The sequence below is a fragment of the Citrobacter sedlakii genome, from assembly GCF_018128425.1.
GTDB classification, from domain to species: domain Bacteria; phylum Pseudomonadota; class Gammaproteobacteria; order Enterobacterales; family Enterobacteriaceae; genus Citrobacter_A; species Citrobacter_A sedlakii.
Genome location: NZ_CP071070.1, coordinates 3,807,888 through 3,833,830 on the forward strand (window position 1 = coordinate 3,807,888; position 25,943 = coordinate 3,833,830).

Sequence of the window (25,943 nt, forward strand, 5' to 3'; positions counted from 1 at the left end):
CTATGGATATCGTTGGCGGACAACACTTACGCCAGATGTGGGACGATTTGGCCGAACGGCATGGCAGTAAAACGGCGCTGATTTGTGAATCCAGCGACGGGGAGATACGACAGTACAGCTACGCGTCGCTCAATGAGGAGATCAATCGCACAGCGAATCTGTTCCACGCCTCAGGCATTCGCAAAGGGGATAAGGTTGCCCTGCATCTGGATAACTGCCCGGAATTTATCTTTTGCTGGTTTGGACTGGCAAAAATCGGCGCTATCATGGTGCCGATCAACGCCCGCCTGCTGCGTGACGAAAGCGCGTGGATCCTGCAAAACAGCCAGGCCAGGCAGATCGTCACCAGCCCCGCGTTTTTGCCGATGTACCGCGAGATCCAGCGTGAAGGCGAAACGCAGTTAACCCTTATCTGGGTGGTTGGCGAAAACGTCGGGACTGAACCCGGCGTGAGTCACTTTTCTCTGCAAAAAGATCGCCAGCCGGGCGCCTTGCAGGAAACGGTACCGCTGTCTACCGACGACACCGCAGAGATCTTATTTACCTCCGGCACCACGTCACGACCAAAGGGGGTGGTGATCACCCATTACAACCTGCGCTTTGCCGGATACTACTCCTCCTGGCAGTGCGCCCTGCGTGAAGACGATATTTACCTGACGGTGATGCCTGCGTTTCATATCGACTGTCAATGCACCGCCGCCATGGCAGCATTCTCGGCAGGCGCGACGTTTGTGCTGATTGAAAAATACAGCGTCCGCGCCTTCTGGCAGCAGATCCGAAAATACCGCGCGACCGTCACAGAATGCATCCCAATGATGATCCGCACGCTCATGGCGCAACCCGTCACACCGCAGGACAACCAACATTGTCTGCGGGAAGTCATGTTCTACCTTAACCTTTCGGAACAGGAGAAAGACGCCTTTGTCACCCGTTTCGGCGTGCGCCTGCTGACCTCCTATGGCATGACGGAAACCATCGTCGGCATCATTGGCGACCGCCCCGGCGATAAGCGACGCTGGCCGTCGATAGGCCGTCCGGGATTTTGCTACGAAGCGGAAATTCGCGACGAGCAGAACCGTGCGCTGCCCGCTGGCGAGATTGGCGAAATCTGCATCAAGGGGGTGCCGGGCAAAACACTCTTTAAAGCCTATTACGCCAGGCCCGACGCCACGGCGAAAGCGTTCGACTCCACCGGCTGGTTACACACCGGCGATTCCGGATATTGCGACGAAGACGGCTTTTTCTATTTTGTCGACCGGCGCTGCAACATGATTAAACGCGGCGGTGAAAACGTCTCCTGCGTTGAGCTGGAAAATATCATTTCCGCACATCCTAAAATTCAGGACATCGTGGTGATTGGTATTCAGGATGCGATTCGCGACGAAGCCATTAAAGCCTTCGTCGTACTTAATGAAGGCGAAACGCTGACGGAAGAAGAATTCTTCCATTTCTGCGAACAAAATATGGCGAAATTCAAAGTGCCCTCTTTTATGGAAATAAGAACTGACCTGCCCCGTAACTGTTCAGGAAAAATAATCAAAAAGAATCTGAAATAACCCTGCTGGCGGGAAATGCCCGCCAGTTACTTTATTTTCTGGAGATGAACCATGAGTGAATCTTTACGTTTGACCCGTAACGGACCTGTTCTGGAAATCATTCTGGATCGACCTAAAGCCAATGCGATCGATGCCAAAACCAGCTTTCAGATGGGGGAGGCTTTTCTGCAATTTCGTGACGATCCCGAACTGCGCGTCGCGATCGTCACCGGCGCGGGGGAGAAATTCTTTTCCGCAGGCTGGGACTTAAAAGCCGCCGCAGAAGGTGAAGCGCCGGACGCCGACTTTGGCCCCGGAGGTTTTGCCGGACTAACGGAATGCTTTGATCTCGATAAACCGGTGATTGCCGCTGTGAACGGCTATGCCTTTGGCGGCGGTTTCGAACTGGCGCTGGCGGCGGATTTTATCGTCTGCGCCGAAAACGCCAGCTTTGCGCTGCCGGAAGCGAAACTGGGCATTGTGCCAGACAGCGGCGGCGTGTTGCGTCTGCCAAAACGGTTACCCCCGGCCATCGTGAATGAAATGGTAATGACCGGCAGACGAATGGATGCCGCGGAAGCGCTGCGCTGGGGGATCGTCAACCGCGTGATCAGCCAGCAGGAACTGATGGACAGCGCGCGCGAACTGGCGCAAGAACTGGTCAACAGCGCGCCGCTGGCCATTGCCGCGCTGAAGGAGATCTCTCGTACCACCAGTGAAATGCCGGTCGAGGAAGGGTATCGTTTTATCCGCAGCGGCGTGCTGAAGCACTATCCGTCGGTCCTGCATTCAGAGGATGCCCTTGAAGGGCCGCAGGCATTTGCGGAAAAACGCGCCCCGGTATGGAAAGGCCGTTAACGCCTGATGGCACAGCATTTATCCGGCCTGCGATGTTCGCCATCCCCAGGCCGGATACGTCGTTTATACCGCCATTCAATACGGCGGATCTCCGCCTTACCGCCGCAAACTCTTTGACAGCATCATCTGCCATTTCTGCTCACGGTTCAGTTCTGACGGTGGAACCGCCGGGATCCGGGGCGCTCTGCTGGCCACCTTTTCCTGCGCGCGCTGTCCCAAACGCGCGTAAAGCTGCGGCGCGATATGGGTTACCCGCACCAGACGCTGGCACTGACAGCCCCGTCCTTCCAGTTGGTTAGGGATGGTCTTAGTCTCACAATGAATTTCCCCCACTTCCGCGAGAATATAAGAGACGGTATTAATTGCTTTGCAATGATCCATATTAAACTGCTTTGCAATCTCTTTTGCGCTGACCCAACGCTTTTCCGCCATGACCCAGTCGGCAATCATCAAATAAAGTGGTTTTTCAACATACTCTTCACACATAAGCACACCATTTCACAAATTAAAAATCGTGTTGCGTCCTGTCCATCATATTCCCGACAAGACCCTATTAAAATTGTGGATATAAGGGATAGTATGCAACTTGCCGGGTCATGAGTGTGATCCAAATCTTGCTTGTTACATTCACATTTCTGCTATTGCAGTATATTTCGCCAGGAAACGACTGATTGCATAAAAAAACGGCTCCGTTTCCGGAACCGTTTTTAAGACCGTGGAACATCAGGGTCGGTTATTTTTTAATTTGCGCGTGCATTTCCTGTACGGAGATCACTTTCTCCGTGGCGTCAGCATTAAGCGCCATCGCGGTGGCGAAACCGCCGTTCAGGGTGGTGTCGTAATGCACCTTGTACTGCAACGCGCTGCGGCGAATAACGCGGGAATCTTCAATCGCGCGACGCCCGGCGGTGGTGTTAATGATGTAGGTGTACTCGCCATTCTTGATACGGTCCTGAATGTGAGGACGGCCTTCATGCACTTTGTTTACCAGACGCGGGTTAATACCGGCTTCACCCAGTACGATCGCCGTACCGTGAGTCGCATCCAGCTCAAAGCCCTGCTTCAGCAGCTTCGCGGCAAGGTCTACCACGCGTTCTTTATCGCCTTCGCGAACGGAGAGCAGCGCACGGCCTTGTTTTTTCATCGTGGAGTTACTGCCCAATTGCGCTTTGGCGAACGCTTCCGCAAAGGTGCGTCCCACCCCCATCACTTCTCCGGTAGAGCGCATTTCCGGCCCTAACAGCGGGTCAACGCCAGGGAATTTGTTGAACGGCAGCACCACCTCTTTCACCGAGTAGTAAGGCGGAATAATCTCTTCTGTCACCCCCTGCTCGGCCAGCGATTTGCCCACCATTACGCGCGCCGCCACTTTCGCCAGCGGTACGCCGGTGGCTTTGGAGACGAACGGTACGGTACGCGCGGCACGCGGGTTCACTTCAATCAGGTAGACTTCGTTGTCTTTCACCGCAAACTGGACGTTCATCAGACCGCGAACCTGCAACTCGAAGGCCAGCTTCTGCACCTGCTGGCGCATCACGTCCTGTATTTCCTGGCTCAGGGTGTAGGCTGGCAGCGAACAGGCGGAATCGCCGGAGTGAACGCCTGCCTGCTCGATGTGCTCCATGATGCCGCCAATCAGCACCCTTTCACCATCGCAAATCGCATCCACATCCACTTCAACCGCATCGTCGAGGAAGCGGTCAAGCAGCACCGGCGCGTCGTTGGAGACGCTGACCGCGGTCTGGAAGTAACGACGCAGATCCGCTTCGTCATAGACGATTTCCATCGCCCGTCCGCCAAGTACGTAAGAAGGACGCACCACCAGCGGATAGCCGATCTCTTTCGCTTTTTCTACCGCTTGTTCAATGGCGGTGACAGTCGCGTTCGCCGGCTGTTTCAGCTTCAGACGGTCAACCGCATGCTGGAAGCGTTCACGGTCTTCCGCCCGGTCAATGGCGTCCGGGCTGGTGCCGATAACCGGTACGCCCGCAGCTTCCAGCGCGCGCGCCAGCTTCAGCGGAGTCTGGCCGCCGTACTGGACGATAACCCCTTTCGGTTTTTCGATACGCACGATTTCCAGCACGTCTTCCAGGGTAACCGGCTCAAAGTACAGGCGGTCGGAGGTGTCGTAGTCGGTGGAGACCGTTTCCGGGTTACAGTTGACCATGATGGTCTCGTAACCGTCTTCGCGCAGCGCCAGCGAGGCGTGTACGCAGCAGTAGTCGAACTCAATGCCCTGGCCGATACGGTTTGGACCGCCGCCCAGCACCATAATCTTGTCGCGGTCGACGGACGGGTTCGCTTCACATTCGTCTTCATAGGTGGAGTACATGTAGGCGGTGTCGGTGGCAAATTCCGCCGCGCAGGTATCCACGCGCTTGTAGACCGGGTGCAGGTCGTACTGGTCGCGCAGCTTGCGGATTTCCGCTTCGCGTACGCCCGCCAGTTTCGCCAGACGCGCATCAGCGAAGCCTTTGCGCTTAAGCTGGCGCAGGAAGTCGGCGGTCAGGCCATTGATGCCCAGCTCCGCGACTTTTTCTTCCAGACGGACCAGCTCTTCAATTTGCACCAGGAACCAGCGGTCGATGTTGGTCAGGTTGAAGACGCCGTCTACGGAAAGTCCCGCACGGAACGCGTCAGCGATATACCAGATACGATCCGCGCCAGCGTCTTTCAGCTCGCGGCGAATTTTGGTCAGCGCTTCCGGATCGTCGAGACTGACTTTCGGGTCGAAGCCGGTCGCGCCCACTTCCAGCCCGCGCAGCGCTTTCTGCATCGATTCCTGCTGGGTGCGGCCAATCGCCATCACTTCGCCCACCGACTTCATCTGGGTGGTCAGGCGGTCATTGCTGCCAGCAAATTTTTCAAAGTTAAAGCGTGGGATTTTAGTCACCACGTAGTCGATAGACGGCTCGAACGAGGCCGGGGTACGCCCACCGGTGATGTCGTTCATCAGTTCGTCAAGGGTGTAGCCCACCGCCAGTTTCGCCGCCACTTTCGCAATCGGGAAGCCGGTGGCTTTAGAGGCCAGCGCCGACGAACGCGACACGCGCGGGTTCATCTCAATGACAATCAGGCGACCATTCTTCGGGTTCACCGCAAACTGAACGTTAGAACCGCCGGTTTCAACGCCGATTTCACGCAGCACTGCCATCGAGGCGTTACGCATGATTTGGTATTCTTTGTCGGTCAGCGTCTGGGCAGGCGCAACGGTGATCGAGTCGCCGGTGTGGATACCCATTGCGTCGAAGTTTTCGATGGAGCAGACGATGATGCAGTTGTCGTTTTTATCACGCACCACTTCCATCTCATACTCTTTCCAGCCGATCAGCGATTCATCAATCAGCAGCTCGTTGGTAGGGGAAAGATCCAGACCGCGCGTACAGATTTCTTCAAACTCTTCGCGGTTGTAGGCGATACCGCCGCCGGTGCCGCCCATCGTAAAGGACGGACGGATGATGCACGGATAACCGACGTCGGCGGCCACCGCCAGCGCTTCTTCCATGTTATGGGCGATACCGGAACGCGCGGTGTCGAGACCGATTTTTTTCATCGCGATGTCGAAACGGCGACGGTCTTCGGCTTTATCGATCGCGTCGGCGGTTGCGCCAATCATGGTCACGCCGAACTCTTCCAGCACGCCCTGACGCTCCAGCTCCAGCGCGCAGTTCAGCGCCGTCTGGCCGCCCATCGTCGGCAGCACCGCGTCCGGACGCTCTTTTTCGATGATTTTACGCACGACTTCCCAGTGAATCGGCTCGATGTAAGTCGCATCGGCCATTTCCGGGTCGGTCATGATGGTCGCCGGGTTAGAGTTGACCAGGATAACGCGGTAACCCTCTTCACGCAGGGCTTTACACGCCTGCGCGCCGGAGTAGTCAAACTCGCACGCCTGACCGATAACAATCGGACCCGCGCCCAGAATCAGGATACTTTTTATGTCTGTACGTTTTGGCATGGCTCTCTTAACTCCTGATTATTTCGCGGACTGACGGTACTGCTCAATTAACTCGATAAAGTGGTCGAACAACGGCGCGGCGTCGTGCGGACCTGGGCTGGCTTCCGGGTGCCCCTGGAAACTAAACGCTGGCTTATCGGTGCGATGAATACCTTGCAGGGTATGGTCGAAAAGGGACTTATGGGTCACGCGCAGGTTCGCCGGCAGCGTGGCTTCATCGACGGCAAAGCCGTGATTCTGCGCCGTAATCATTACGGTATTGTTGTCGATATCTTTTACCGGGTGGTTGCCGCCGTGGTGACCGAATTTCATCTTCACGGTCTTCGCGCCGCTCGCCAGCGCCAGTAGCTGATGACCGAGGCAGATACCGAATACCGGCACATCGGTTTCGAGGAATGTCTGGATTGCGTCGATAGCATAGTCACACGGCGCCGGGTCGCCAGGGCCATTTGAAAGGAAGATGCCGTCCGGGTTCATTTTCAGAACATCTTCCGCTGAGGTTTTCGCGGGCACCACCGTCAGGCGGCAGCCTCTGTCCACCAGCATGCGCAGGATATTGCGCTTGGCGCCAAAGTCATAGGCGACTACGTGGAACGGCAGTTCGTCTTGTTGTTTTGCTTCCGGCAGGTCATTGGCCAGCGTCCAGCTTCCCTGGGTCCAGCTATACGCTTCCGCCGTGGTCACTTCTTTCGCCAAATCCATCCCGTTCAGGCCCGGGAAGGCTTTCGCTTTTTCCAGCGCCAGTTGCGCATCCGGATTATCGCCCGCGATGATGCAGCCGTTTTGCGCGCCCTTTTCACGTAACAGACGCGTCAGCTTACGGGTATCGATATCAGCAATCGCCACGATGTTATGGCGTTTCAGGTAAGACGAGAGGTCTTCGGTGTTGCGGAAGTTGCTGGCGATCAGCGGCAGGTCACGAATGACGAGGCCTTGCGCATGAACCTGAGAAGATTCTTCATCAGCAGCATTGGTGCCGACATTGCCGATATGGGGATAAGTAAGAGTAACGATTTGGCGGGAATAGGAAGGATCAGTGAGGATTTCTTGATAACCGGTCATTGAAGTATTGAAAACGACTTCCCCAACCGCCGAACCTGTTGCCCCTATGGCCCGACCGTGAAACTGGGTTCCGTCTTCCAGAACCAATAGCGCTGACTTAATCAAAACACCCTCCAGAGAATATTCACTCACTTTATTTGCATACTAATTCATTTATACGCGATGAATCAATGCAAATTTGCTTACCTTGAATTTCTGGCAAACGGCGGCATTCTGGAGATAAGGCAGCTAAAAGTCAACTTAAAGGCAGTATTTTTTATATTCTTTTGCAACCTGGAGGTAAAAAGGACGGATTAACGGGCAAAAAGAGCAACTAACCTGGTTGAGAAAACGCTTGCGCAGCAAGAAGAATATAAAAAATGGCGGTAGCGCTGAAAAAAGTGGACCATCTGGTCAAAATTTACATTTCAGCCACAATATTTGATAATAAAAAGTAGAATTTCAGGCATTACAAGAAAAATTTAACGGCAAGGCGCTAAAATAAAAGGGCAATAAAATATTGCCCTATGTAATCAACACATTAAGATTACAATAACCACATCACGAAGGGTAATAACACATCATAAACTGTGTAAATTCAGGACATCTCGCATATCAAAAAGGCCGTTTTGCTTTGTACTGACCCAGATCGCCGATCTTACCGCGCCGTTGGCGAAGGTCATACGGCTGGAGGCCTTATGGGTAATTTCGATACGCTCGCCAATATCGGCAAACATCGCAGTGTGTTCACCAACAATGTCGCCCGCACGCACGGTAGCAAAGCCAATGGTACCCGGCACACGCTCGCCGGTGTAACCTTCACGGCTGTACACGGCGCACGCTTTCAGATCTTTATCCAGCGCATGCGCTATTGCCTCGCCCATCGCCAGCGCGGTGCCGGACGGCGCGTCAACCTTATGGCGATGGTGCGCTTCAATAATTTCGATATCGGTATAATCGCCCATGACTTTTGCCGCCTTCTCCAGCAGCTTCAGCATAACGTTTACCCCAACGCTGAAATTTGCCGCGAAGACAATGCCGATGTCAGCTGCCGCCTCACGAATCGCCTGTTTGCCTGCGTCATCAAAACCGGTGGTGCCAATGACCATGCCTTTGCCGTGTTGACGACAAAATGCCAGATGATTCAACGTGCCTTCCGGGCGCGTAAAGTCGATGAAAACATCAAAATCGTCGGTTACCGCCTCGAGGCTGCATTGTACAGTCACTCCCGTTTTGCCGACGCCCGCCAGCTCACCGGCATCGGCTCCCAGCAATGACGATCCTTCGCGCTCCAGCGCCGCACCAAGCGCAACGCCTTCCATTTCAAGGGCTGCCTGAATCAGCTGGCGGCCCATACGGCCCCCCGCGCCCGCTATCGCGACGCGGACCTGTGCATCATGCATAGTTATTCTCTTACGTTAAAATGATGTAAATCGTTTTCAGATTAACCAGCCCGAGACAAAGCCGCCATCTGAAATCGCCGATAATTAGAATTTTATGATAAACAGGAGGGAGTATCAGTAAAAGGCATGATACTCAGCGAAAACCGCATGACTCTCTGATCACCAGCGCGGGCGGCAGAATGATTCGTTTCGGCGGTTCATCGTTCCCCTGGATGCGGCTGTACAACAGCTCACCCGCTTTGCGACCAATCTCTTTTGCCGCAACCGAAACGGTTGTCAACGCGGGCTGCACCAGCGCCGCTTCGGTGATATCGTCAAATCCCACCAGCGCAAAATCGTTCCCCGGTTCCCGTCCCATTTTACGCAGCGCCTGCATAACCCCTAGCGCAACGATATCCTGATAACAGACAGCGGCGGTGATCTGCGGATAGCGGGTAAGTAATGATTCCGCCACTCTGGCGCCGTCGATCTGACTGGCTTCGGCGGCGACGATCCAGTCTGGATTCGGTGAGATCCCCCACTCCATCAACGTACTGGTGAATCCCCCCATTCGCTGCGCCCGACTGCCAGAGCTTGGGCTACCGCCGATAAAAGCGATATTCTTATGCCCCAACCTGAGTAAATGCGTCGTCGCCATCTGAGTACCGAGGAAGTTATCGGTGCCCACAAAGTCAAAATCAGGATCGCTGAGCGGGCGGACCACCATTATGGCGGGGATATTGCGTCTTTTCAGCGCGGCAAAAAACGAGACTGGCGTTTCCCGCGCTGCGCAAAGCACCATGCCGCAGGCGTTGTTTCGCATCAGGGAATCCACAAATTTTTGCTGCCGCTCGCCGGATTCTTCACTGTTCGCCAGAAACAGCAGCAAGTCATGCCGTTCCATCTCATGACTCAGCCCGGCGGTCATCTCGCCGTAGAACGGGTTGGTGATGTCATGCAGCAACAACCCTACCTGGTTACTACTCCGGTTGCGTAGATTCGCGGCCGTTTGATTGTAAACATAGCCAGACTCGTCCAGCGCTTTCAGCACTCGCTCACGCGTGGCCTGTGATATACGCCCCCGGTTGCGCAGTACCATCGAAACGGTCGCCGTCGACACCCCTGCGCGCTTCGCGACCTGCGCTAACGTGACTGTTGTCATGATTTCTCCTTGTGAAACGCCAGTTAATCGAATAACCCCAATCTGGCGCCTCTGGCCTGTGATACTCATCACACGGACGGCGCATGATCCCGGTTTGTTTCTGATTATGGCGGGTTAATCGCGTTAACCACGCTTTGAATTTAAGGTTAATCGATTAATCTTAATCCAGCGATTACGGAGACTCAACATGCAGACTACCTATAATAAATTCCCTGAGGTTGTCGTTCAGGGTTATGACACCCAGGCCTGGCAAGGCTGGGATTCTATTGCTTCTGTGCTCAACACCAGGGTTTCAGGTTTGACAAAACGCGTGCTGGTCGTGGATTGCTATCCGGGCGTGCGCTCAGATGAGCTGGAACAACGGCTTCTGGCCACCTTAAATGCCGCGTTGGTGGTGAATATCGAATCTGCCCGCCTCGGAAAAGAGGCATTACACGATCTTCTGGCCCGCAACCTGACCGATGACCGGGTGTTCGGCGTTCTTTCCTGCCATCAACTTGTTGAGTTTTTTGATCCTGACAAACTCAATCAGATTCGCCAGCGCATCGCCTCGGTAGCAGAGGGCCTAGTCGTCGTATATGGTCCCGGCGCAGCGCTGGCGCATCCCGGCGATATCCTCGTCTATGCCGATCTCCCTCGCTGGGAAATCCAGCAGCGTATGCGCCATCACGGGCTGAGCAACTGGGGGGCGGACAATCCGGACGAAGATATTCTCCGTCGCTACAAACGCGCTTTTTTCATTGAATGGCGTGTCTTTGACAGACACAAAACGCCACTGCTCAAGCGCGCCGACTTTTTGCTTGATTCCACCGTTGAAAACGCGCCTGCCATGGTCAGCGGCGATGCGCTACGCGCTGGCCTGCAGCAGACCACCACCCAGCCGTTTCGCGTTGTTCCTTTCTTTGACCCCGGCGTCTGGGGCGGTCAGTGGATGAAGCAGCAGTTTGATCTCGATCCTGCGGCACCCAATTACGCGTGGTGTTTTGATTGCGTGCCCGAGGAAAACAGCCTGTTACTGCGTTTTGGCGCCGTACGGATCGAGATCCCCTCTCAGGATTTAGTTTTGCTTTACCCGCGTCCCCTTCTCGGTGAGAAGGTCCATGCCCGCTTCGGCGCGGAATTTCCGATTCGTTTTGATTTTCTCGACACCATCGACGGGCAGAATCTCAGCTTTCAGGTTCACCCGCTGACGGAATATATCCAGCAGCAGTTCGGGATGCACTATACCCAGGATGAAAGTTATTACATTCTCGCCGCACAGCCCGGCGCGGTGGTGTATCTGGGCACCCAAACGGGCATTGAGCCGCAGGCGATGCTGGACGACCTGCGCGCCGCGGAACGTGGAGAAAAAACGTTCGACGATGCGCGTTTCGTAAATCAGATCCCAGCCCGCCAGCACGATCACTTTCTCATCCCGGCAGGCACCGTTCACTGTTCCGGCGCGGGCGCCATGGTGCTGGAAATCAGTGCGACGCCGTATATCTTCACCTTCAAACTGTGGGACTGGGGACGCTTAGGTTTAGACGGTTTGCCCCGGCCTGTGCATCTTGAACACGGCGAGCGCGTTATTGACTGGCAGCGGGATACGCAGTGGGTCTACGACAATCTGGTTAACCGCATTGAACCCATTGCGCAAGGGGAAGGCTGGAGAGAAGAACGCACCGGCATGCATGAGCGAGAGTTTATCGAAACGCGTCGCCACTGGTTTACCGCGCCGGTAATCCATCACACCCAGGGTGGCGTTAACGTTCTGAATCTGGTGGAAGGGGCAGAGGCGATTGTCGACAGCCCCAGCGGTGCGTTCGCCCCATTTACCGTTCGCTACGCTGAGACATTTATCATTCCGGCGGCCGTAGGCGAATACCGGATTACGCCGTCTGGCAACAGTGTCGACCGGCCATTCGCCACCATCAAAGCCTGGGTAAGAGGATAACCGTATGATCAACATTCTTGTCGCCACTCACGGACCGCTGGCAGAAGCGCTCCTCGCCAGTGGCCGTATGGTTTACGGCGAATTACCGCACGTCCACACCGTTACGCTGACCGACCAGGCCGGGATTGAAGGATTTAAAGAGAGCTTTGCGAAAGCCCTGGCCGATGCCGGGCAAAACGCGGATGGCGTGCTGGTACTGTGCGATATGCAAAGCGGCACGCCCTGGAATGTCGCCTGCCAGCATGCATTCTCTGCCCGGACCTTACCACCTGTCGCCGTTGTCGCAGGCGTTAATTTTCCCATGCTGCTGCAAAGCGAAGAGATCTGCCACTTAACGGACGTGCATGCCGCCGCAGCCGAGCTGCTGGCGTTAACCGTACCGACGTTGATTAAAGCCGCCCCGGTTTTAACCGTTCAGTCAGATGATTTTTAAAGGAAACCACCATGAGTATTTCTTTTGTACGTATTGATGACCGCGTTATCCATGGGCAGCTCGTGACACGTTGGGCCAGAGAGCTGCCCTGTGACGGCATTGTCGCGATCGACGACGCCGTTGCGGCCGATCCTCTGCTCTCATCAGTCATGAAAGGCGCGGTTCAGGACACTAAAGTCTGGTTATTTGATACGGCGACCGCGATTGAGAAGTTGCCAAAGGTTATCGCCAGCGAGAAGCGTTATTTCGTGATTGGCAAATCGCCCGTCACGTTAAAGCGCCTCGAAGAGGCAGGCATCAGCCTGCAGAACAGCAATGGCAAAATCAACGTCGGCCCGATGAGCGCCCGCGCCGGCACCACCACCATCGGCCCTAACCAGTCGGTCAATCCAGACGAAATCGCCGCGTTTGACTGGCTGACGCAGCGCGGACATCAGGTGGAGTTCCGCCTGGTGCCGGATGCCGGTTTCTACAGCTGGCAGGACGCACGCCAGAAGCTGAAATAAGGAGGGGACGATGATTTTCGAAGCGACGTTAATCGGTATTCTGTGCTATCTCGGCGCCCTCAGTAGCCCCTGGCTTCTTGGGCTGACGGGCGGCTGGTATCTGATCACCCGCCCGCTGATTTCCGGTATGCTGGTGGGGATCATCCTCGGCGATATGAAAACCGGCATCATCATTGGCGTTGCGGTTCAGGCCGTGTACATCGCCATGGTGACGCCCGGCGGCTCCATGCCCGCCGATCTTAACTTTGTGGCTTACCCGGCGATTGCCCTTGGGATCCTGTCCGGAAAAGGCCCTGAAGTGGCGGTCGCGCTGGCGGCAACGATCGGTATCGCCGGAACCATCCTGTTTAATGCGATGATGGTGCTTAACTCTTTCTGGAACCATCGGGCCGACGTGGCGCTGGAGCGCGGCGACGAGCGCGGCATCTACCTGAACAGCGCCATTTGGCCACAGGTGACAAATTTTATTTTACGTTTCGTTCCGACCTTTATTGCCGTTTACTTCGGCGCACAGTACATCAGCGGCTTTATGGACAGCTTACCTGGCGTCGTGCTGTCAACGATGAATGTACTGGGCGGCATTCTGCCCGCCGTGGGGATCGCCATCCTCCTCAAGCAGATCATTAAAAACTACACCATGTTGATCTATTTCCTCGTGGGTTTTGTCTGCATCGTTTTCTTAAAACTGAACATGGTCGCGCTGGTGATCGTCGGTTCGCTGCTGGCGTTGATTCACTATAACTACAAGCCGGAAGCGCCGCAGGCGGCTAATGCGGCGTCCGCCGCGACAGATGATGAGGATGAATTCTGATGGAAGAACGTTCCCTGACCCGTAAAGATCTCCGGCGCTGCTGGCGAGCATGGATGATGCACAACCTCTCCTCAATGAGCTTTGAACGTCTGGAGTCGTTTGGCTTTTGTCTGAGCATGCTGCCGGTCGCGAAAAAGCTCTATCCGGATGCCGCGCAGCGTACCGAAATGCTGCGACGCCACGCCTCGTTCTACAACACCGAACCGCAGATTGGCGCTATCGTAAACGGCATGGCGCTGGGGCTGGAAGAGAAAAAAGCTAACGGCGAACCCATTGACGGCGAGACCATTAACACCCTAAAAGTCGGCCTGATGGGCCCAATTGCCGGTATTGGCGATTCCATGATCCCAGGGATATTGATCCCCATTCTGTTGAGTATCGGCATGGCGCTCGCCGCAGGGGGAAATATACTGGGGCCGCTTTTTTATACCGTCGCCTGGCTGGCGATCATCATTCCCGGCTCCTGGTTCCTGTTTTTGAAAGGTTACAAAATGGGTTCTGGTTCGGTTGAGATGCTGGTGAGCAGTAAATCTACCCGCCTGCGCGAAGCGTTGTCGTTACTGGGCGTGTTTGTCATGGGCGGCGTTGCGGCAAGCTACGTGAAGTTAGGCACCGGGCTGGAATTTATCACGCAGGATGGCGTAAATATTCACGTTCAACAGATGCTGGATGGCATCTTCCCTCAGCTCCTGCCGCTGGTCGTGGTGCTTGGCACCTGGTATTTGATGGCGAAGCGCGGCGTCTCACCGGTAAAAGCGATGATACTGCTTCTGGTGCTGGCGGCGCTGGGAGTCGCAACAGGCCTGTTTGCGGGTTAAATCCGCGTGATGGCATAAAGAGCGTCAACGCAAAACGAATGGCCGGGGCGATGCCCCGGTTTTTTATGGATGAAACTGCGTCCAAAGCTCGGCGACTTTATCCGGACGGGAAATAAACTGGAAGCGCGCCGGTTCGTCAATAAACTGCTGATAGATTGGCGCGGAGCTAAGCCCAAACTCCGTATAGTGCCGGGGCGTCACGACCTGTAACCGGCCAGCGATATAGCGCGGATTATGCTGCCAGACGACGTTTTTTCCCTGTAGCAGCGGGTACCATGCCAACCCTTTATGTGCCCTGACTGCCTCATATTCAAAGCCATATTCACGGTCACACCAGGCGCCAAAAGTGAGTGGCGTATCAGGATCGGCGGAGATCGTGGCATGACCCCAGCCTGGCGGCACCAGTACTTTCTCGCCCGGTCCGGCGATCACCGCGAAGCAGCGGCCTGGATCGTCATCGACATACTCTTGCATATAAACGATCGCTTTTCCCTGCCAGATCTCATAGAGCTCCGGCGGCGACCAGCCGCTGTGCTGGCTGATCCGATGAACATGCCCCTGACTTCGAATCGGCTCCTCACCCAATCGTCCTGCCGCGTAGGTCACCACGCCAAACAGCAGCATCCGTTTTTTCAGCTCGTCACGATCCTGCATCCGCGCGACATCCATTGCGATAGCGTAAACATCCTCCGGCCCGCAACAGTGCGGGTCGCGCAGAGAGGCTCGAATATGTTCGAGCCGACGAATTTCCGGCATGGGTCCGGTTACTTCCTCGCCATAGCTAAACCCCAGCGGGTGATGATGCACCGCCATATCCAGCCCAAAACGTGATGAAGGTTCAGCCATTCTGCACCGTCCTCGCCAGCGGTTGCTGGTTCTCTTCAAACACCCGGACATTGAAGCCTTTTGCCAGCGCCTGATAATCATGCCCTGCCAGCGTCGGCCATACGGCCAGCGCTGAGAGTACCTCGTCTCCGGTGTTGATCAACCGGTGAGCGGTATAACCTGCGATGATATGGACCGAGCCGGTAAAGACCTTTTCCAGACGTACTTCGCCCTGTTCATTTTGCAGCAGCAACAACCCGACGCCGCGTAGCCCAAAATAGACCTCACCTTGTTCGCGATGGGCATGAAAATGACCGCGGGTCATAAAATATTCGTGACCGACACGACCGGGATAAAGGTGGGTTATCCCGGTATAAAGCTCGCCGTCGGCGGGAGACGTGTTCAGCATCTCAACCTCATACACAATGCGTTCCCCGGCCAGTGACTGGCGGGCACGCTCATCGCTGAATATCCCAGTGAGATCCTGAATGCACGTTGACTTACGCAATAGCGGACCACCGGATAAATCGCCGGTAGTCCATTCCAGCCGCGGCGGCTGGCTAAAAGAAAGGTTCATATGTGTCTCCGGCCCGAGGAGAACAACATCGTCAGAGTAGCAGATTAATCGATTAACTTGCCAGTATGCGGCGAAAAAATGCCGGGTAACAAACCCGGCATTATCACGTCTGTCAGCACGAGAGAGGTTATTTGATTTCCTGCGCGTCGATGCGCAACTCTTTCGGCACCTCGAAGACAATATTCTCTTCGCGGCCTTCAAGCGGGACTGCCTCCCCGCCGCCAAGCTCCTGCAGGCGGGCGATGACGTTTTGCACCAGTATATCCGGCGCCGATGCGCCAGCAGTGACACCCACGCATTCCGCGTCTTTCACCCAGGCTTCCTGGATGTCGGCGGCATCGTCGATCAAAAACGCCATTTTTCCCATCCGCTGCGCCAGTTCAGCCAGTCGGTTGGAGTTAGAGGAGTTTTTCGACCCGACCACCAGCACCACATCCGCCTGCTCCGCCAGGGCGCGCACCGCTTCCTGACGGTTGGTGGTGGCGTAACAAATGTCGTCCTTGCGAGGACCGACGATTTTCGGGAAACGCTGGCGCAGCGCGTCTATCACGTCCGAGGTATCGTCGACGGACAGCGTGGTCTGGGTCATGAAGGAGAGTTTGCCTTCGTTTTTAACGTCAAGCGTCCAGACATCATCCGGCGACTCGACCAGGTACATGCCCCCTTCCGGGTTGCTGTACTGCCCCATCGTCCCTTCTACTTCCGGGTGCCCCGCGTGACCAATCAGGATCGACTCTTCACCGCGGCGGCTGGCGCGCGCCACTTCCATATGAACCTTAGTGACCAGCGGACAGGTGGCGTCAAAAACGGTCAGATCGCGGCTTTTGGCTTCGTTGCGTACCGCCTGAGATACCCCGTGGGCAGAAAAAATCAGAATCGCGCCGTCCGGCACTTCGCTGATCTGTTCAATAAAGATCGCCCCACGTTCACGCAGGCTGTCGACCACGTAGCGGTTATGCACCACTTCGTGACGAACATAAATGGGCGCGCCGTAGATTGCCAGCGCGTTTTCAACAATGCTGATAGCGCGGTCTACACCTGCGCAAAAACCGCGCGGGTTGGCCAACAGGATCTGCATTTTACGCCTCCAGTGCCGGTTCGACTTCCAGCACTTCAATATCAAAATGAACGGTATGCCCGGCCAGCGGATGGTTGAAATCCACGGTGATCGAGTCGCCGTTGATCTCGCGGATCACGCCAGGCATTTCACTGCCGTCCATTGCGGTAAAGAGCATGATGGCCCCAATCTCAGGTTCGCCCGCGTCCATAAATTCACGACGAGAGAAATACTGGATCAGGTCAGGGGTCGGTACGCCAAACGCGGCATCCGGCTCCAGAGAAAAGGTGGTTTTATCGCCCGCCTTCAGGCCAAGAAGATGCTGCTCCAGTCCTTCAGACAGAGAGCCGTCACCCAGGCGAAAAAGCGCTGGCTTTCCGTTGTTACGGGTTGACTCAGCGGTGGAGCCATCGTCGAGCTTCAAAGTGAAGTGCACCAGCACCGCACTGTTACTCTGTACTGATTTAGACATGCAGGTTGCTCACTTATTGTCTTTCGCCAGGCCCGGTATGCGAAGCGTCACCGGGCCTGCTTAAACAGGCCTCTACCCAAAGGCCGGATACGGCGTTTATGCCGCCGTTTTTTGTCTGGAAGGTATAAATCCTTCCAGCACGATCAGCGCCGCACCGATACAAATCGCGCTGTCGGCGAGGTTAAACGTGGCGAAATGCCAGTCCCCGACGTAGAAATCGATCATATCGACGACGAAGCCGTGCCACAGGCGATCAAACAAATTACCCAGCGCGCCGCCAATGATTAACGCATAGGCTATGTTATTTAGTTTCTGCGTCGCTTTTGAACGGTACATCATCACCGTCAGAATAAGGCAGATACCTATCGCAATACCGGCAAAGAACCAGCGCTGCCAGCCACCGCTGTCAGCGAGGAAACTGAACGCCGCGCCATAGTTACGCGCATAATGCAGATTAAGCGACGGGAACAGCGCCACCGTATCCCCCAGAGCAAAGTTCTGGAGGATCAGGTATTTGCTGCCCAGATCGATAATCAGCACGACCACCACCAGCCACAGCCAGCGTAGCCCTGTTGAAAAGATCGGTTTACTCATCAGGCGAACTTACGTTTTTCGCCATCACCGGCGACGTTGCTGACACAGCGGCCGCAGATATCTGCATGTTCCGCCACCTTGCCGACATCTGTAGTGTAATGCCAGCAACGCGGGCATTTATCACCTTCGGCTTTACTCAACGCGACTTTCAGTCCTTTAAGCAATTCGCTCTGCTGTGCGTCGGCAGAAGCCTCCGCATAGTCCGCGACTTTCGCGCCCGAGGTCAACAGGACAAATCGTAATTCGTCGCCCAGCGCGGTCAGCATGGCAGCCAGTTCCGGTTCCGCGTACAGGGTCACTGCCGCTTCCAGAGAACCGCCCACTTTCTTGTCCGCGCGCGCCTGCTCGATCACCTTGTTCACTTCGCCACGCACTTTCAGCAGTTCGTCCCAGAAGGCATCGTTCATTGGCTCGGTTTCACCTAAGCCAAACAGACCGTCGTACCACTCGCCGGTAAAGACGTATTTCTCACGCTCGCCCGGCAGGTAGCCCCAGATTTCGTCTGCGGTGAAGGACATGATCGGCGCCATCCAGCGCACCAGCGCTTCTGCGATATGGTACAGCGCGCTCTGGCAGCTGCGACGCGCGACGCTGTCTGCCTTCGCGGTGTACTGGCGGTCTTTGATGATGTCGAGATAGAACGAGCCCATTTCAACGGAGCAGAAACGCATCAGACGCTGCACCACTTCATGGAAGTCATAGTCCTCGTAGGCTTTCAGGATGTCGTCCTGCGCGGTTTTCGCACAGCCGACCGCCCAGCGATCCAACACCACCATCTCTTCCGGTTTCACCATGTCTTTCACCGGATCGAACCCGTTCAGGTTCGCCAGCAGGAAGCGCGCGGTATTACGGATACGACGATAGCTGTCGGCGGCACGTTTCAGGATCTCGTCCGACACCGCCATTTCGCCGGTGTAGTCGGTAGATGCCACCCACAGACGCAGAATGTCTGCGCCCAGTTTGTTCATCACGTCCTGCGGCGACACGGTGTTGCCGATGGACTTGGACATCTTGCGTCCCTGACCGTCAACGGTGAAGCCGTGGGTCAGAACCTGGCGGTAAGGCGCTTTGCCCTTCATGGCGGTGGAGATCATCAGGGATGACATAAACCAGCCGCGGTGTTGGTCAGACCCTTCCAGATACATGTCGGCAGCGTGACCGGCAAACTCAGGGCGCACGTCAACCACAGAGGCGTGAGTAGACCCGGAGTCAAACCACACGTCCAGGGTATCCGGGACCTTCACGTACTGGTCGGCTTCGTCGCCCAGGATCTCTTTCGGGTCGAGATCCCACCACGCCTGGATGCCGTCAACTTCAACGCGTTTGGCCACCTCTTCCATCAGTTCAACGGCGCGAGGATGCAGCTCTTCGGTATCTTTGTGAACGAACAGCGACATGGGTACGCCCCAGGTACGCTGACGTGAGATACACCAGTCTGGACGGTTAGCCACCATGGATTCGATACGCGCCTGGCCCCAGTCCGGGATCCACTGCACGCCTTTGATCTCTTTCAGCGACTGGGCGCGCAGACCTTTCTGATCCATGCTGACGAACCACTGCGGAGTGGCGCGGAAGATGATCGGCGATTTATGACGCCAGCAGCACGGATAGCTGTGCTGCATTTTCGCCACGTGCAGCAGCGCGCCTTTCTCACGCAGTAGCTCAACGATCGTGTCGTTAGCTTTGAAAACGTTAACGCCATCCAGCCCAGGATAAGTCCCAGCCAGATACGCGCCGTCCGGCCCTACCGGGTTGGCGATTTCCAGACCGTATTTCAGGCTGATGGTATAGTCGTCAGGACCGTGACCACCAGCGGTATGTACGGCGCCGGTACCTGCATCCAGCGTTACGTGATCGCCGAGGATAGCCGGGACGTCAAATCCCATAAACGGGTGAGTGAAACGCAGCAGTTCCAGCTCCGCGCCTTTTACCGTGCCGAGGATGCGGTAGTCCGCCACGCCAATGCGCTGCATTACGCTTTCCACCAGATCTTTCGCCAGGATCAGCGCCTGACCGTCGATCTGCACCAACGCATAGTCGAAATCCGGCGCCAGAGAGATCGCGCGGTTGGCTGGCAGCGTCCACGGCGTCGTGGTCCAGATAACCAACGAGATCGGCCCGCTGACGCCCGGCAGGCCAAACTTCGCCTGCACTGCATCCTGATCAACCGCACGAAACGCCACATCGATCGAAGGGGACGTTTTGTCGTAATACTCGACTTCCGCTTCCGCCAGCGCGGAACGGCAATCTACGCACCAGTGCACCGGCTTGGCGCCTTTATGCAGGTGGCCGTTGCCGATGATTTTACCCAGCGCGCGAATGATGTTGGCTTCGGTTTTGAAGTCCATCGTCAGATACGGATGCGACCAGTCACCCAGCACGCCCAGGCGAATGAAGTCTTTTCGCTGACCGTCAACCTGCGTAGCGGCATATTCACGGCATTTGGCGCGGAATTCGGCGGCGGTGAATTTCTCACCCGGCTTACCGTATTCTTGCTCCACTTTCAGTTCGATCGGCAGACCGTGGCAGTCCCAGCCCGGAACATAAGGCGAGTCGAATCCCGCGAGTCCTTTGGACTTCACGATAATGTCTTTCAGAATCTTGTTAACCGAGTGACCAATATGAATGCTGCCATTCGCATAGGGAGGGCCATCATGCAGAATGAAGGTTTTTTTGCCTTTTTTGGCCGCACGAATGATGCCGTACAGATCATCATCAGTCCAACGCGCCAGCATTCCCGGTTCGCGCTTGGCGAGATCGCCGCGCATCGGGAACCCTGTTTCCGGCAAATTCAGGGTTGATTTATAGTCACTCATCAGATTCTCGGTTCCGTATTTAATACATAGGCATTTAAGCCGGGTATCGCCCAAAAAACTCGCGGGCCGTTAATTCATCTCGCGCAATCTGCGCTTTCAGTTCATCCAGCGAAGCAAACCGCTGCTCGTTGCGTATTTTTTTACGCAGCACTACATCTATATGGCGACCGTAGAGGTCCATTGCAATATCCAGCAAATGCACTTCTAACTGTTGGCGCACGCCCGACACCGTTGGCCGGGTTCCGATATTCGCCACGCCGGGCAATGGCTTTTCGCCAAGCCCCCTCACTTCTACCGCATACACCCCTTTCACCGGGGAGACCTGACGGCGCAGCGGGATATTCGCCGTCGGAAAACCAATGGTGCGTCCCAGTTCATCACCGTGGACAACGCGTCCGGAGAGAGTAAACGGGTGCCCCAGTAAACTTTCCGCCAGCGCCAGATTGTCTTCCGCCAGCGCCTGACGCACGGCGGTGCTGCTGATACGCACGCCGCCTTCACAGAAGGTTTGGGTGCTGGTGACATCAAAGCCATACTCCAGGCCAGCCTTCTGTAATAACAAGAAATCGCCCGCCCGGCCAGCGCCAAAGCGGAAATCATCACCCACAGCCAGAAATTGCACCCCGAGGCGTTTGACCAGCAGATCGCTGATAAACGTCTGCGCGGTAAGCGCGGCGAAACGTCGGTCAAAACGCACGCACAGCACGTAATCGACGCCACATTCCGCCAGGTAACGCAGTTTCTCCCGCAGGCGAGTCAGCCGTGCGGGCGCTTTATCCGTCGCGAATAGCTCAAGCGGCTGCGGCTCAAAGATCATCACCATCACCGGTAAGCCACGTTTGCGCCCTTCTTCCTGCAAACCTTGCAGCAGCGCGCGGTGACCACGGTGCACGCCGTCGAAATTACCAATAGTCAACACACACCCGTGCGGGGCCTGACTAAGATTATGTATGCCGCGTATCAGCTTCATGTCTGGCTCAAAACAGTGAAAATCGCCAAAGTATACCTTGTACCGCGGTCAAGGTTAACCGGCGATTGATGCGCCAAAACGAAAAGCAGATGGATTTCATCACTATGAGGCAAACTCAGCGCCTAAACTGACAAAGCAATTCAATTTTTATCGTCGAAAAGCTGTATTCACGCCCCGCAAGCTGGTAGAATCCTGCGCCATCACTACGTAACGAGTGCCGCTAGATTAACGGCGCTTATTTGCACAAATCCATTGACAAAAGAAGGCTAAAAGGGCATATTCCTCGGCCTTTGAATTGTCCATATAGAACACATTTGGGAGTTGGACCTTGGCTAATATCAAATCAGCTAAGAAGCGCGCCGTTCAGTCTGAAAAGGCTCGTAAGCACAACGCAAGCCGTCGCTCTATGATGCGTACTTTCATCAAGAAAGTATACGCAGCTATCGAAGCTGGCGACAAAGCTGCTGCACAGAAAGCATTTAACGAAATGCAACCAATCGTGGACCGTCAGGCTGCTAAAGGTCTGATCCACAAAAACAAAGCTGCACGTCATAAAGCTAACCTGACTGCACAGATCAACAAACTGGCTTAATCGTCCGTTCGTTGTCGCTTTGTGAAAAAACCCGCTAACGCGGGTTTTTTTATGTCTGCGATCGGGCGTTTGACTGTGCCGGATGGCGGCGGCGCGTTATCCGGCCAACGAGGTTTATTTTGCCACAGGCATAAACAACGCCGAATAGTTGCTGTTACAGATGCGCTGCACTGCCGGGTGTTGAATCATGCGCTCGGCAAATATCGCGTGATACTCCTCCATCACGTTCTCCACGCGTCCTATCTCAACGATTGAATCATCTGCATAAAAATCATTTGCATAGAGCGTAGGCGCGACGAAAATCGCGTTGTGCGTGGCACCAAAGGCTTTCATTAACGCCGCGTCGTCGAACTCACCTAAAATCTCGACGTTGAGCCCCTGAGAGTTAAACCAGTTCAGCAATTTGCGTCCCAGCATAGAACGCCGACCAGGCACTAACAGGCGGCGCTCCTCCAGGCAGGCCGGAAATGGCTTTTCCGGCAGCGGATTCGTGCACCAGAAGCTGACGCTGCATTCGCCAATTTTTACCGAAAACAGCCCCTCCTGCTGTGTCGAATCGATCGGGCAGTCGGAAATGATCATGTCCAGCTTATGCTGGCTTAATTGTTCCAGCAGCATTTCATGAGTGGACTCAAAGCAGCGCAGATGAATTTGTTCATCTTCCACCACCGCCGCGTCCAGTACGCTGCTGACCAGACGTTTTGACAGCGCATCCGCAACGCCCACATCAAACAGCAGGTTCGACTCTTTGCGGTAGTTAACGATATCCAGCATCTCCTGGCTGAGCGTGAACATTTTATCGGCATAGCGAAATACCAGTTCGCCAAGCTCGCTGGGTTCAAGGCCGCGCCCTTTACGCTTGAACAATTTGCCCTGCAAACGCTCCTCGAGCGCTTTGATCTGTCCGGTAATGGTTTGCGGCGTCAGATACAGCGCTTCCGCCGCGCCAACCACGGATCCCTCTTTATAAACGTGCCAGAAATAATAGAGATGGTTGTAATTGATATGGGACATACTCTCTCCCTGAAAAATGTCACAAAAAGGGGAGCTGACTGCGCTCCCCTGCGAATGCTTACGCTCAGACCGCCGCGCTTAAACGCGCGCGTAGCCAGCTATAGCCAATTACTGCCGACAGCAGCGAACCAATCAGGATCCCCAGCTTCGCCCAGTTAATCAGTTCCGGATCAACGCTGCCAAACGCCAGGCTGGCGATAAAGATCGACATAGTAAAGCCAATGCCGCACAGAATGCCGACCGCCATGATCTGCGGGAAGGTCGTACCCTGCGGTAATTGCGCCATTTTCAGACGCAGCGCCAGCCAGCAGAACAGACTAATGCCCAGCGGTTTACCTATCAGCAGGCCGGCAATAATGCCCAACGGCAGGATGGAGGTGAGCCCATCGATCGTCACGCCCTGCAGGGAAACCCCCGCGTTGGCGAAAGCAAACAGCGGCAGGATCATGTATGCCACCCACGGGTGCAAAACATGCTCCAGACGCTTCGCCGGAGAACGCCCGTGTTTCTCCTTGAGTGGAATAAAGAACCCGACAATCACCCCCGCTAACGTTGCGTGTACGCCAGACTTGAGCACCGCTGTCCAGAGCACGACGCCCACCAGAATATAAACCCCCGTTCGTCTTACCCCACACAGATTCAGCAGCGCCAGTACCGCAATGGCGCATGCCGCCACGCCCAGAGATACCATCGACAGATCGCTGGTATAGAACAGCGCGATAATCACAATCGCGCCCAGGTCATCAATAATCGCCAGCGCCATGAGGAAAATTTTCAACGCCAGCGGTACACGGCTGCCCAGTAACGCCAGTACGCCCAGCGCAAAAGCAATATCCGTCGCCGCCGGGATCGCCCACCCCTCACGCGTTACCGGGTCGGCATAGTTAAACGCCAGATAGAGCACAGCCGGAACAATCATCCCGCCAATAGCGGCAATAACGGGAAACGCCGCCTGACGCAAGCTGGCAAGGGAGCCTTGCATCAGTTCCCGCTTGACCTCCAGACCAATCAACAGAAAAAACACCGCCATCAGGGCATCGTTAATCCATAACAACATGTTTTTGTTGATTTCAAGCGCGCCAACGCGCAGTTGTACAGGAGTGTCAAGAAAAGCGTGGTACCACCCACTGGTGGCGCCGCTATTCGCCATTATCATGGCCAGCGCAGCGGCGATGATCAGTATGATGCCTCCGGAGGAGTCGCTGCTAAAGAATCGATGCAGATGTTTCACTTTTTATTCTCGCTTTCAGGTGAATACTTCGTAATGACCATCTTACTCCGCATGAATCATCGTTAAAATTAGATTATTTATGATGAATGAATCGGTTTTTACGAGTATAGACCAAAATAAAAAAGCCCGAGATCTCTCAATCTCAGGCTTGTTAAGCGAAATAACCGATGTGTCTTAGCGTGTCAGATCGTCGAAGAACTTTTTCACGCCGTCGAAGAAACTCTTGGAACGTGGGCTGTTATTTTCCCCTGTCGGTCCGCCAAAGCTTTCCTGCAGATCTTTCAGCAGTTGCTTTTGCTTGTCGTTCAGGCCTACCGGCGTTTCCACCACCACGCGACATAACAGATCGCCCTGCGCGCCGCCGCGAACGGACTTCACGCCTTTTCCGCGCATACGGAACAGTTTGCCGGTCTGCGTTTCGCCAGGGATTTTCAGCTTCACACGTCCGTCAAGCGTCGGAACTTCAATCTCGCCGCCGAGCGCCGCCATTGCAAAGTTGATCGGTACTTCACAGTACAGGTTATTCCCTTCACGTTCGAAGATCGGGTGCTGTTTCACCTGGACCTGAACATACAGATCGCCTGCCGGAGCGCCGTGCTCCCCTGCTTCGCCCTCGCCGGAAAGACGAATGCGATCGCCGGTATCCACACCTGCCGGGATTTTAACCGACAGCGTTTTGCTTTTCTCAACGCGACCATGACCGTGACATTTGTTGCACGGGTCTTTGATCAACGTACCCCGTCCCTGACAGTGCGGACAGGTTTGCTGAACGGCAAAAAAGCCCTGACGCATCTGCACCTGGCCGGAGCCGTGACAGGTTGGACATGTCTGCGGCTGAGTGCCCGCTTTTGCCCCGCTACCGTGGCAAACATCACACTCTTCCAGCGTCGGAATACGGATCTCTTTGGTCACGCCACGTACGGCTTCTTCGAGGGTGAGATCCATGTTGTAACGTAAATCGGCCCCACGCGCGGCACGTTGACGGCCCCGGCCACCGCCGAAGATATCGCCAAAAACGTCACCAAAAATATCGCTGAAGTCAGCGCCGCCGCCAAAGCCGCCGCCACCGCCCATTCCACCCTGCTCAAACGCAGCATGCCCGTACTGATCGTAAGCGGCGCGTTTTTGCGCATCGGTCAGCACTTCGTAGGCTTCTTTGATCTCTTTGAACTTGGCTTCGGCCTCTTTATCACCCTGGTTACGGTCCGGGTGATATTTCATGGCCAGGCGCTTGTAGGCCTTTTTGATTTCACGCTCTTCCGCAGATTTGGAAACGCCCAAAATCTCGTAATAGTCTTGCTTAGCCATCTCTTTTTATCTGCCCTTAACATGCGTGCACGGGCGGAGAGGAAACCTCT

23 protein-coding genes and 1 pseudogene are annotated in these 25,943 nt (G+C 55.3%); 8 read left to right on the plus strand and 16 right to left on the minus strand.

Annotated elements, in window-relative coordinates:
- Positions 1–2: 2 nt before the first annotated feature.
- The gene (caiC, locus tag JY391_RS18150; RefSeq protein ID WP_211934779.1) at positions 3–1,556 is read left to right on the plus strand and encodes a crotonobetaine/carnitine-CoA ligase; all 1,554 of its coding nucleotides are present in this window, start codon (positions 3–5) and stop codon (positions 1,554–1,556) included.
- A 51-nt stretch (positions 1,557–1,607) separates the two neighbouring features.
- A complete protein-coding gene (caiD, locus tag JY391_RS18155; RefSeq protein ID WP_211934780.1) occupies positions 1,608–2,393 on the plus strand; it encodes a crotonobetainyl-CoA hydratase in 786 nt (261 codons plus the stop codon).
- A gap of 96 nt (positions 2,394–2,489) precedes the next feature.
- Here the strand turns inward: caiD and caiF are convergent, their stop codons facing one another.
- The 5 genes from caiF to JY391_RS18180 all read right to left on the minus strand — a co-directional run bounded on the left by caiF (position 2,490) and on the right by JY391_RS18180 (position 9,936).
- A complete protein-coding gene (gene caiF / locus JY391_RS18160) occupies positions 2,490–2,879 on the minus strand; it encodes a carnitine metabolism transcriptional regulator CaiF (RefSeq protein ID WP_042290179.1) in 390 nt (129 codons plus the stop codon).
- A gap of 247 nt (positions 2,880–3,126) precedes the next feature.
- Positions 3,127–6,351 carry a carbamoyl-phosphate synthase large subunit gene (gene carB / locus JY391_RS18165; protein ID WP_042290184.1) on the minus strand — a complete coding sequence of 1,075 codons (3,225 nt, stop codon included), beginning with the start codon at positions 6,349–6,351 and terminating at the stop codon, positions 3,127–3,129.
- 18 nt (positions 6,352–6,369) lie between these two features.
- Positions 6,370–7,518: a glutamine-hydrolyzing carbamoyl-phosphate synthase small subunit gene (gene carA, locus JY391_RS18170; protein ID WP_060570759.1), complete on the minus strand. Its 1,149-nt coding sequence runs from the start codon at positions 7,516–7,518 to the stop codon at positions 6,370–6,372.
- Positions 7,519–7,973: 455 nt separating this feature from the next.
- Complete coding sequence (gene dapB, locus JY391_RS18175; protein ID WP_211934781.1) at positions 7,974–8,795, minus strand: 4-hydroxy-tetrahydrodipicolinate reductase; 822 nt, start codon at positions 8,793–8,795, stop codon at positions 7,974–7,976.
- A 133-nt stretch (positions 8,796–8,928) separates the two neighbouring features.
- Positions 8,929–9,936 (minus strand): LacI family DNA-binding transcriptional regulator, encoded by a 1,008-nt coding sequence (locus JY391_RS18180; RefSeq protein WP_042290191.1) that lies wholly within the window; start codon positions 9,934–9,936, stop codon positions 8,929–8,931.
- 187 nt (positions 9,937–10,123) lie between these two features.
- Here JY391_RS18180 and JY391_RS18185 point away from each other — a divergent pair, with 187 nt between their 5' ends.
- Genes JY391_RS18185 through JY391_RS18205 form a run of 5 tightly spaced genes read left to right on the plus strand, consistent with a single transcriptional unit; the run spans position 10,124 to position 14,437 of the window.
- The gene (locus JY391_RS18185) at positions 10,124–11,869 is read left to right on the plus strand and encodes a class I mannose-6-phosphate isomerase (RefSeq protein WP_211934782.1); all 1,746 of its coding nucleotides are present in this window, start codon (positions 10,124–10,126) and stop codon (positions 11,867–11,869) included.
- Between the two features lie 4 nt (positions 11,870–11,873).
- Positions 11,874–12,302, plus strand: a complete 429-nt coding sequence (locus JY391_RS18190) for a PTS sugar transporter subunit IIA (protein ID WP_199956946.1) — start codon at positions 11,874–11,876, stop codon at positions 12,300–12,302.
- An 11-nt stretch (positions 12,303–12,313) separates the two neighbouring features.
- A complete protein-coding gene (locus JY391_RS18195) occupies positions 12,314–12,808 on the plus strand; it encodes a PTS sugar transporter subunit IIB (RefSeq protein ID WP_042290197.1) in 495 nt (164 codons plus the stop codon).
- Positions 12,809–12,818: 10 nt separating this feature from the next.
- A complete protein-coding gene (locus tag JY391_RS18200) occupies positions 12,819–13,619 on the plus strand; it encodes a PTS mannose/fructose/sorbose/N-acetylgalactosamine transporter subunit IIC (protein WP_042290199.1) in 801 nt (266 codons plus the stop codon).
- Positions 13,619–14,437 (plus strand): PTS system mannose/fructose/sorbose family transporter subunit IID, encoded by an 819-nt coding sequence (locus JY391_RS18205; RefSeq protein WP_211934783.1) that lies wholly within the window; start codon positions 13,619–13,621, stop codon positions 14,435–14,437. The genes JY391_RS18200 and JY391_RS18205 overlap by 1 nt, the downstream gene beginning before the upstream one ends.
- A 63-nt stretch (positions 14,438–14,500) precedes the next feature.
- Here the strand turns inward: JY391_RS18205 and JY391_RS18210 are convergent, their stop codons facing one another.
- The 8 genes and pseudogenes from JY391_RS18210 to JY391_RS23830 form a co-directional block, all read right to left on the minus strand.
- The gene (locus tag JY391_RS18210; protein ID WP_042290204.1) at positions 14,501–15,283 is read right to left on the minus strand and encodes a glucose-6-phosphate isomerase family protein; all 783 of its coding nucleotides are present in this window, start codon (positions 15,281–15,283) and stop codon (positions 14,501–14,503) included.
- On the minus strand, positions 15,276–15,839 hold the full coding sequence (locus JY391_RS18215; RefSeq protein ID WP_042290206.1) for a glucose-6-phosphate isomerase family protein: 564 nt from the start codon (positions 15,837–15,839) through the stop codon (positions 15,276–15,278). The genes JY391_RS18210 and JY391_RS18215 overlap by 8 nt, the downstream gene beginning before the upstream one ends.
- Positions 15,840–15,966: 127 nt before the next feature.
- Positions 15,967–16,917: a 4-hydroxy-3-methylbut-2-enyl diphosphate reductase gene (gene ispH / locus JY391_RS18220; protein ID WP_042290209.1), complete on the minus strand. Its 951-nt coding sequence runs from the start codon at positions 16,915–16,917 to the stop codon at positions 15,967–15,969.
- A 1-nt stretch (position 16,918) separates the two neighbouring features.
- On the minus strand, positions 16,919–17,368 hold the full coding sequence (gene fkpB / locus JY391_RS18225; protein ID WP_042290212.1) for an FKBP-type peptidyl-prolyl cis-trans isomerase: 450 nt from the start codon (positions 17,366–17,368) through the stop codon (positions 16,919–16,921).
- A 96-nt stretch (positions 17,369–17,464) separates the two neighbouring features.
- Complete coding sequence (lspA, locus tag JY391_RS18230; protein ID WP_042290214.1) at positions 17,465–17,962, minus strand: signal peptidase II; 498 nt, start codon at positions 17,960–17,962, stop codon at positions 17,465–17,467.
- Complete coding sequence (gene ileS, locus JY391_RS18235; RefSeq protein WP_042290217.1) at positions 17,962–20,778, minus strand: isoleucine--tRNA ligase; 2,817 nt, start codon at positions 20,776–20,778, stop codon at positions 17,962–17,964. Before ileS ends, lspA begins: the two co-directional genes overlap by 1 nt.
- A 34-nt stretch (positions 20,779–20,812) precedes the next feature.
- Positions 20,813–21,748 (minus strand): bifunctional riboflavin kinase/FAD synthetase, encoded by a 936-nt coding sequence (ribF, locus tag JY391_RS18240; RefSeq protein WP_042290220.1) that lies wholly within the window; start codon positions 21,746–21,748, stop codon positions 20,813–20,815.
- A 7-nt stretch (positions 21,749–21,755) separates the two neighbouring features.
- A pseudogene (locus JY391_RS23830) lies at positions 21,756–21,968 on the minus strand (DUF2575 domain-containing protein); the annotation flags it as partial.
- 108 nt (positions 21,969–22,076) lie between these two features.
- Between JY391_RS23830 and rpsT the strand changes: the two are divergent.
- Positions 22,077–22,340 carry a 30S ribosomal protein S20 gene (rpsT, locus tag JY391_RS18245; protein ID WP_002887965.1) on the plus strand — a complete coding sequence of 88 codons (264 nt, stop codon included), beginning with the start codon at positions 22,077–22,079 and terminating at the stop codon, positions 22,338–22,340.
- A 114-nt stretch (positions 22,341–22,454) separates the two neighbouring features.
- Here the strand turns inward: rpsT and nhaR are convergent, their stop codons facing one another.
- From nhaR to dnaJ, 3 genes are all read right to left on the minus strand, one after another.
- A complete protein-coding gene (gene nhaR, locus JY391_RS18250; RefSeq protein WP_042290226.1) occupies positions 22,455–23,354 on the minus strand; it encodes a transcriptional activator NhaR in 900 nt (299 codons plus the stop codon).
- Positions 23,355–23,418: 64 nt separating this feature from the next.
- Positions 23,419–24,585, minus strand: coding sequence for a Na+/H+ antiporter NhaA (gene nhaA, locus JY391_RS18255; RefSeq protein WP_211934784.1), 1,167 nt, complete (start codon positions 24,583–24,585; stop codon positions 23,419–23,421).
- A 174-nt stretch (positions 24,586–24,759) separates the two neighbouring features.
- Positions 24,760–25,893 (minus strand): molecular chaperone DnaJ, encoded by a 1,134-nt coding sequence (gene dnaJ / locus JY391_RS18260; RefSeq protein WP_211934785.1) that lies wholly within the window; start codon positions 25,891–25,893, stop codon positions 24,760–24,762.
- Positions 25,894–25,943 lie beyond the last annotated feature (50 nt).

Excerpts from the sequence above, each read along its gene's own strand:
- caiC (WP_211934779.1), top strand. The coding sequence starts at position 3 with ATGGATATCGTTGGCGGACAACACTTACGCCAGATGTGGGACGATTTG.
- caiD (WP_211934780.1), top strand. The coding sequence starts at position 1,608 with ATGAGTGAATCTTTACGTTTGACCCGTAACGGACCTGTTCTGGAAATC.
- caiF (WP_042290179.1), bottom strand. The coding sequence starts at position 2,879 with ATGTGTGAAGAGTATGTTGAAAAACCACTTTATTTGATGATTGCCGAC.
- carB (WP_042290184.1), bottom strand. The coding sequence starts at position 6,351 with ATGCCAAAACGTACAGACATAAAAAGTATCCTGATTCTGGGCGCGGGT.
- dapB (WP_211934781.1), bottom strand. The coding sequence starts at position 8,795 with ATGCATGATGCACAGGTCCGCGTCGCGATAGCGGGCGCGGGGGGCCGT.
- JY391_RS18180 (WP_042290191.1), bottom strand. The coding sequence starts at position 9,936 with ATGACAACAGTCACGTTAGCGCAGGTCGCGAAGCGCGCAGGGGTGTCG.
- JY391_RS18185 (WP_211934782.1), top strand. The coding sequence starts at position 10,124 with ATGCAGACTACCTATAATAAATTCCCTGAGGTTGTCGTTCAGGGTTAT.
- JY391_RS18190 (WP_199956946.1), top strand. The coding sequence starts at position 11,874 with ATGATCAACATTCTTGTCGCCACTCACGGACCGCTGGCAGAAGCGCTC.
- JY391_RS18195 (WP_042290197.1), top strand. The coding sequence starts at position 12,314 with ATGAGTATTTCTTTTGTACGTATTGATGACCGCGTTATCCATGGGCAG.
- JY391_RS18200 (WP_042290199.1), top strand. The coding sequence starts at position 12,819 with ATGATTTTCGAAGCGACGTTAATCGGTATTCTGTGCTATCTCGGCGCC.
- JY391_RS18205 (WP_211934783.1), top strand. The coding sequence starts at position 13,619 with ATGGAAGAACGTTCCCTGACCCGTAAAGATCTCCGGCGCTGCTGGCGA.
- JY391_RS18210 (WP_042290204.1), bottom strand. The coding sequence starts at position 15,283 with ATGGCTGAACCTTCATCACGTTTTGGGCTGGATATGGCGGTGCATCAT.
- JY391_RS18215 (WP_042290206.1), bottom strand. The coding sequence starts at position 15,839 with ATGAACCTTTCTTTTAGCCAGCCGCCGCGGCTGGAATGGACTACCGGC.
- ispH (WP_042290209.1), bottom strand. The coding sequence starts at position 16,917 with ATGCAGATCCTGTTGGCCAACCCGCGCGGTTTTTGCGCAGGTGTAGAC.
- fkpB (WP_042290212.1), bottom strand. The coding sequence starts at position 17,368 with ATGTCTAAATCAGTACAGAGTAACAGTGCGGTGCTGGTGCACTTCACT.
- lspA (WP_042290214.1), bottom strand. The coding sequence starts at position 17,962 with ATGAGTAAACCGATCTTTTCAACAGGGCTACGCTGGCTGTGGCTGGTG.
- ileS (WP_042290217.1), bottom strand. The coding sequence starts at position 20,778 with ATGAGTGACTATAAATCAACCCTGAATTTGCCGGAAACAGGGTTCCCG.
- ribF (WP_042290220.1), bottom strand. The coding sequence starts at position 21,748 with ATGAAGCTGATACGCGGCATACATAATCTTAGTCAGGCCCCGCACGGG.
- nhaR (WP_042290226.1), bottom strand. The coding sequence starts at position 23,354 with ATGTCCCATATCAATTACAACCATCTCTATTATTTCTGGCACGTTTAT.
- dnaJ (WP_211934785.1), bottom strand. The coding sequence starts at position 25,893 with ATGGCTAAGCAAGACTATTACGAGATTTTGGGCGTTTCCAAATCTGCG.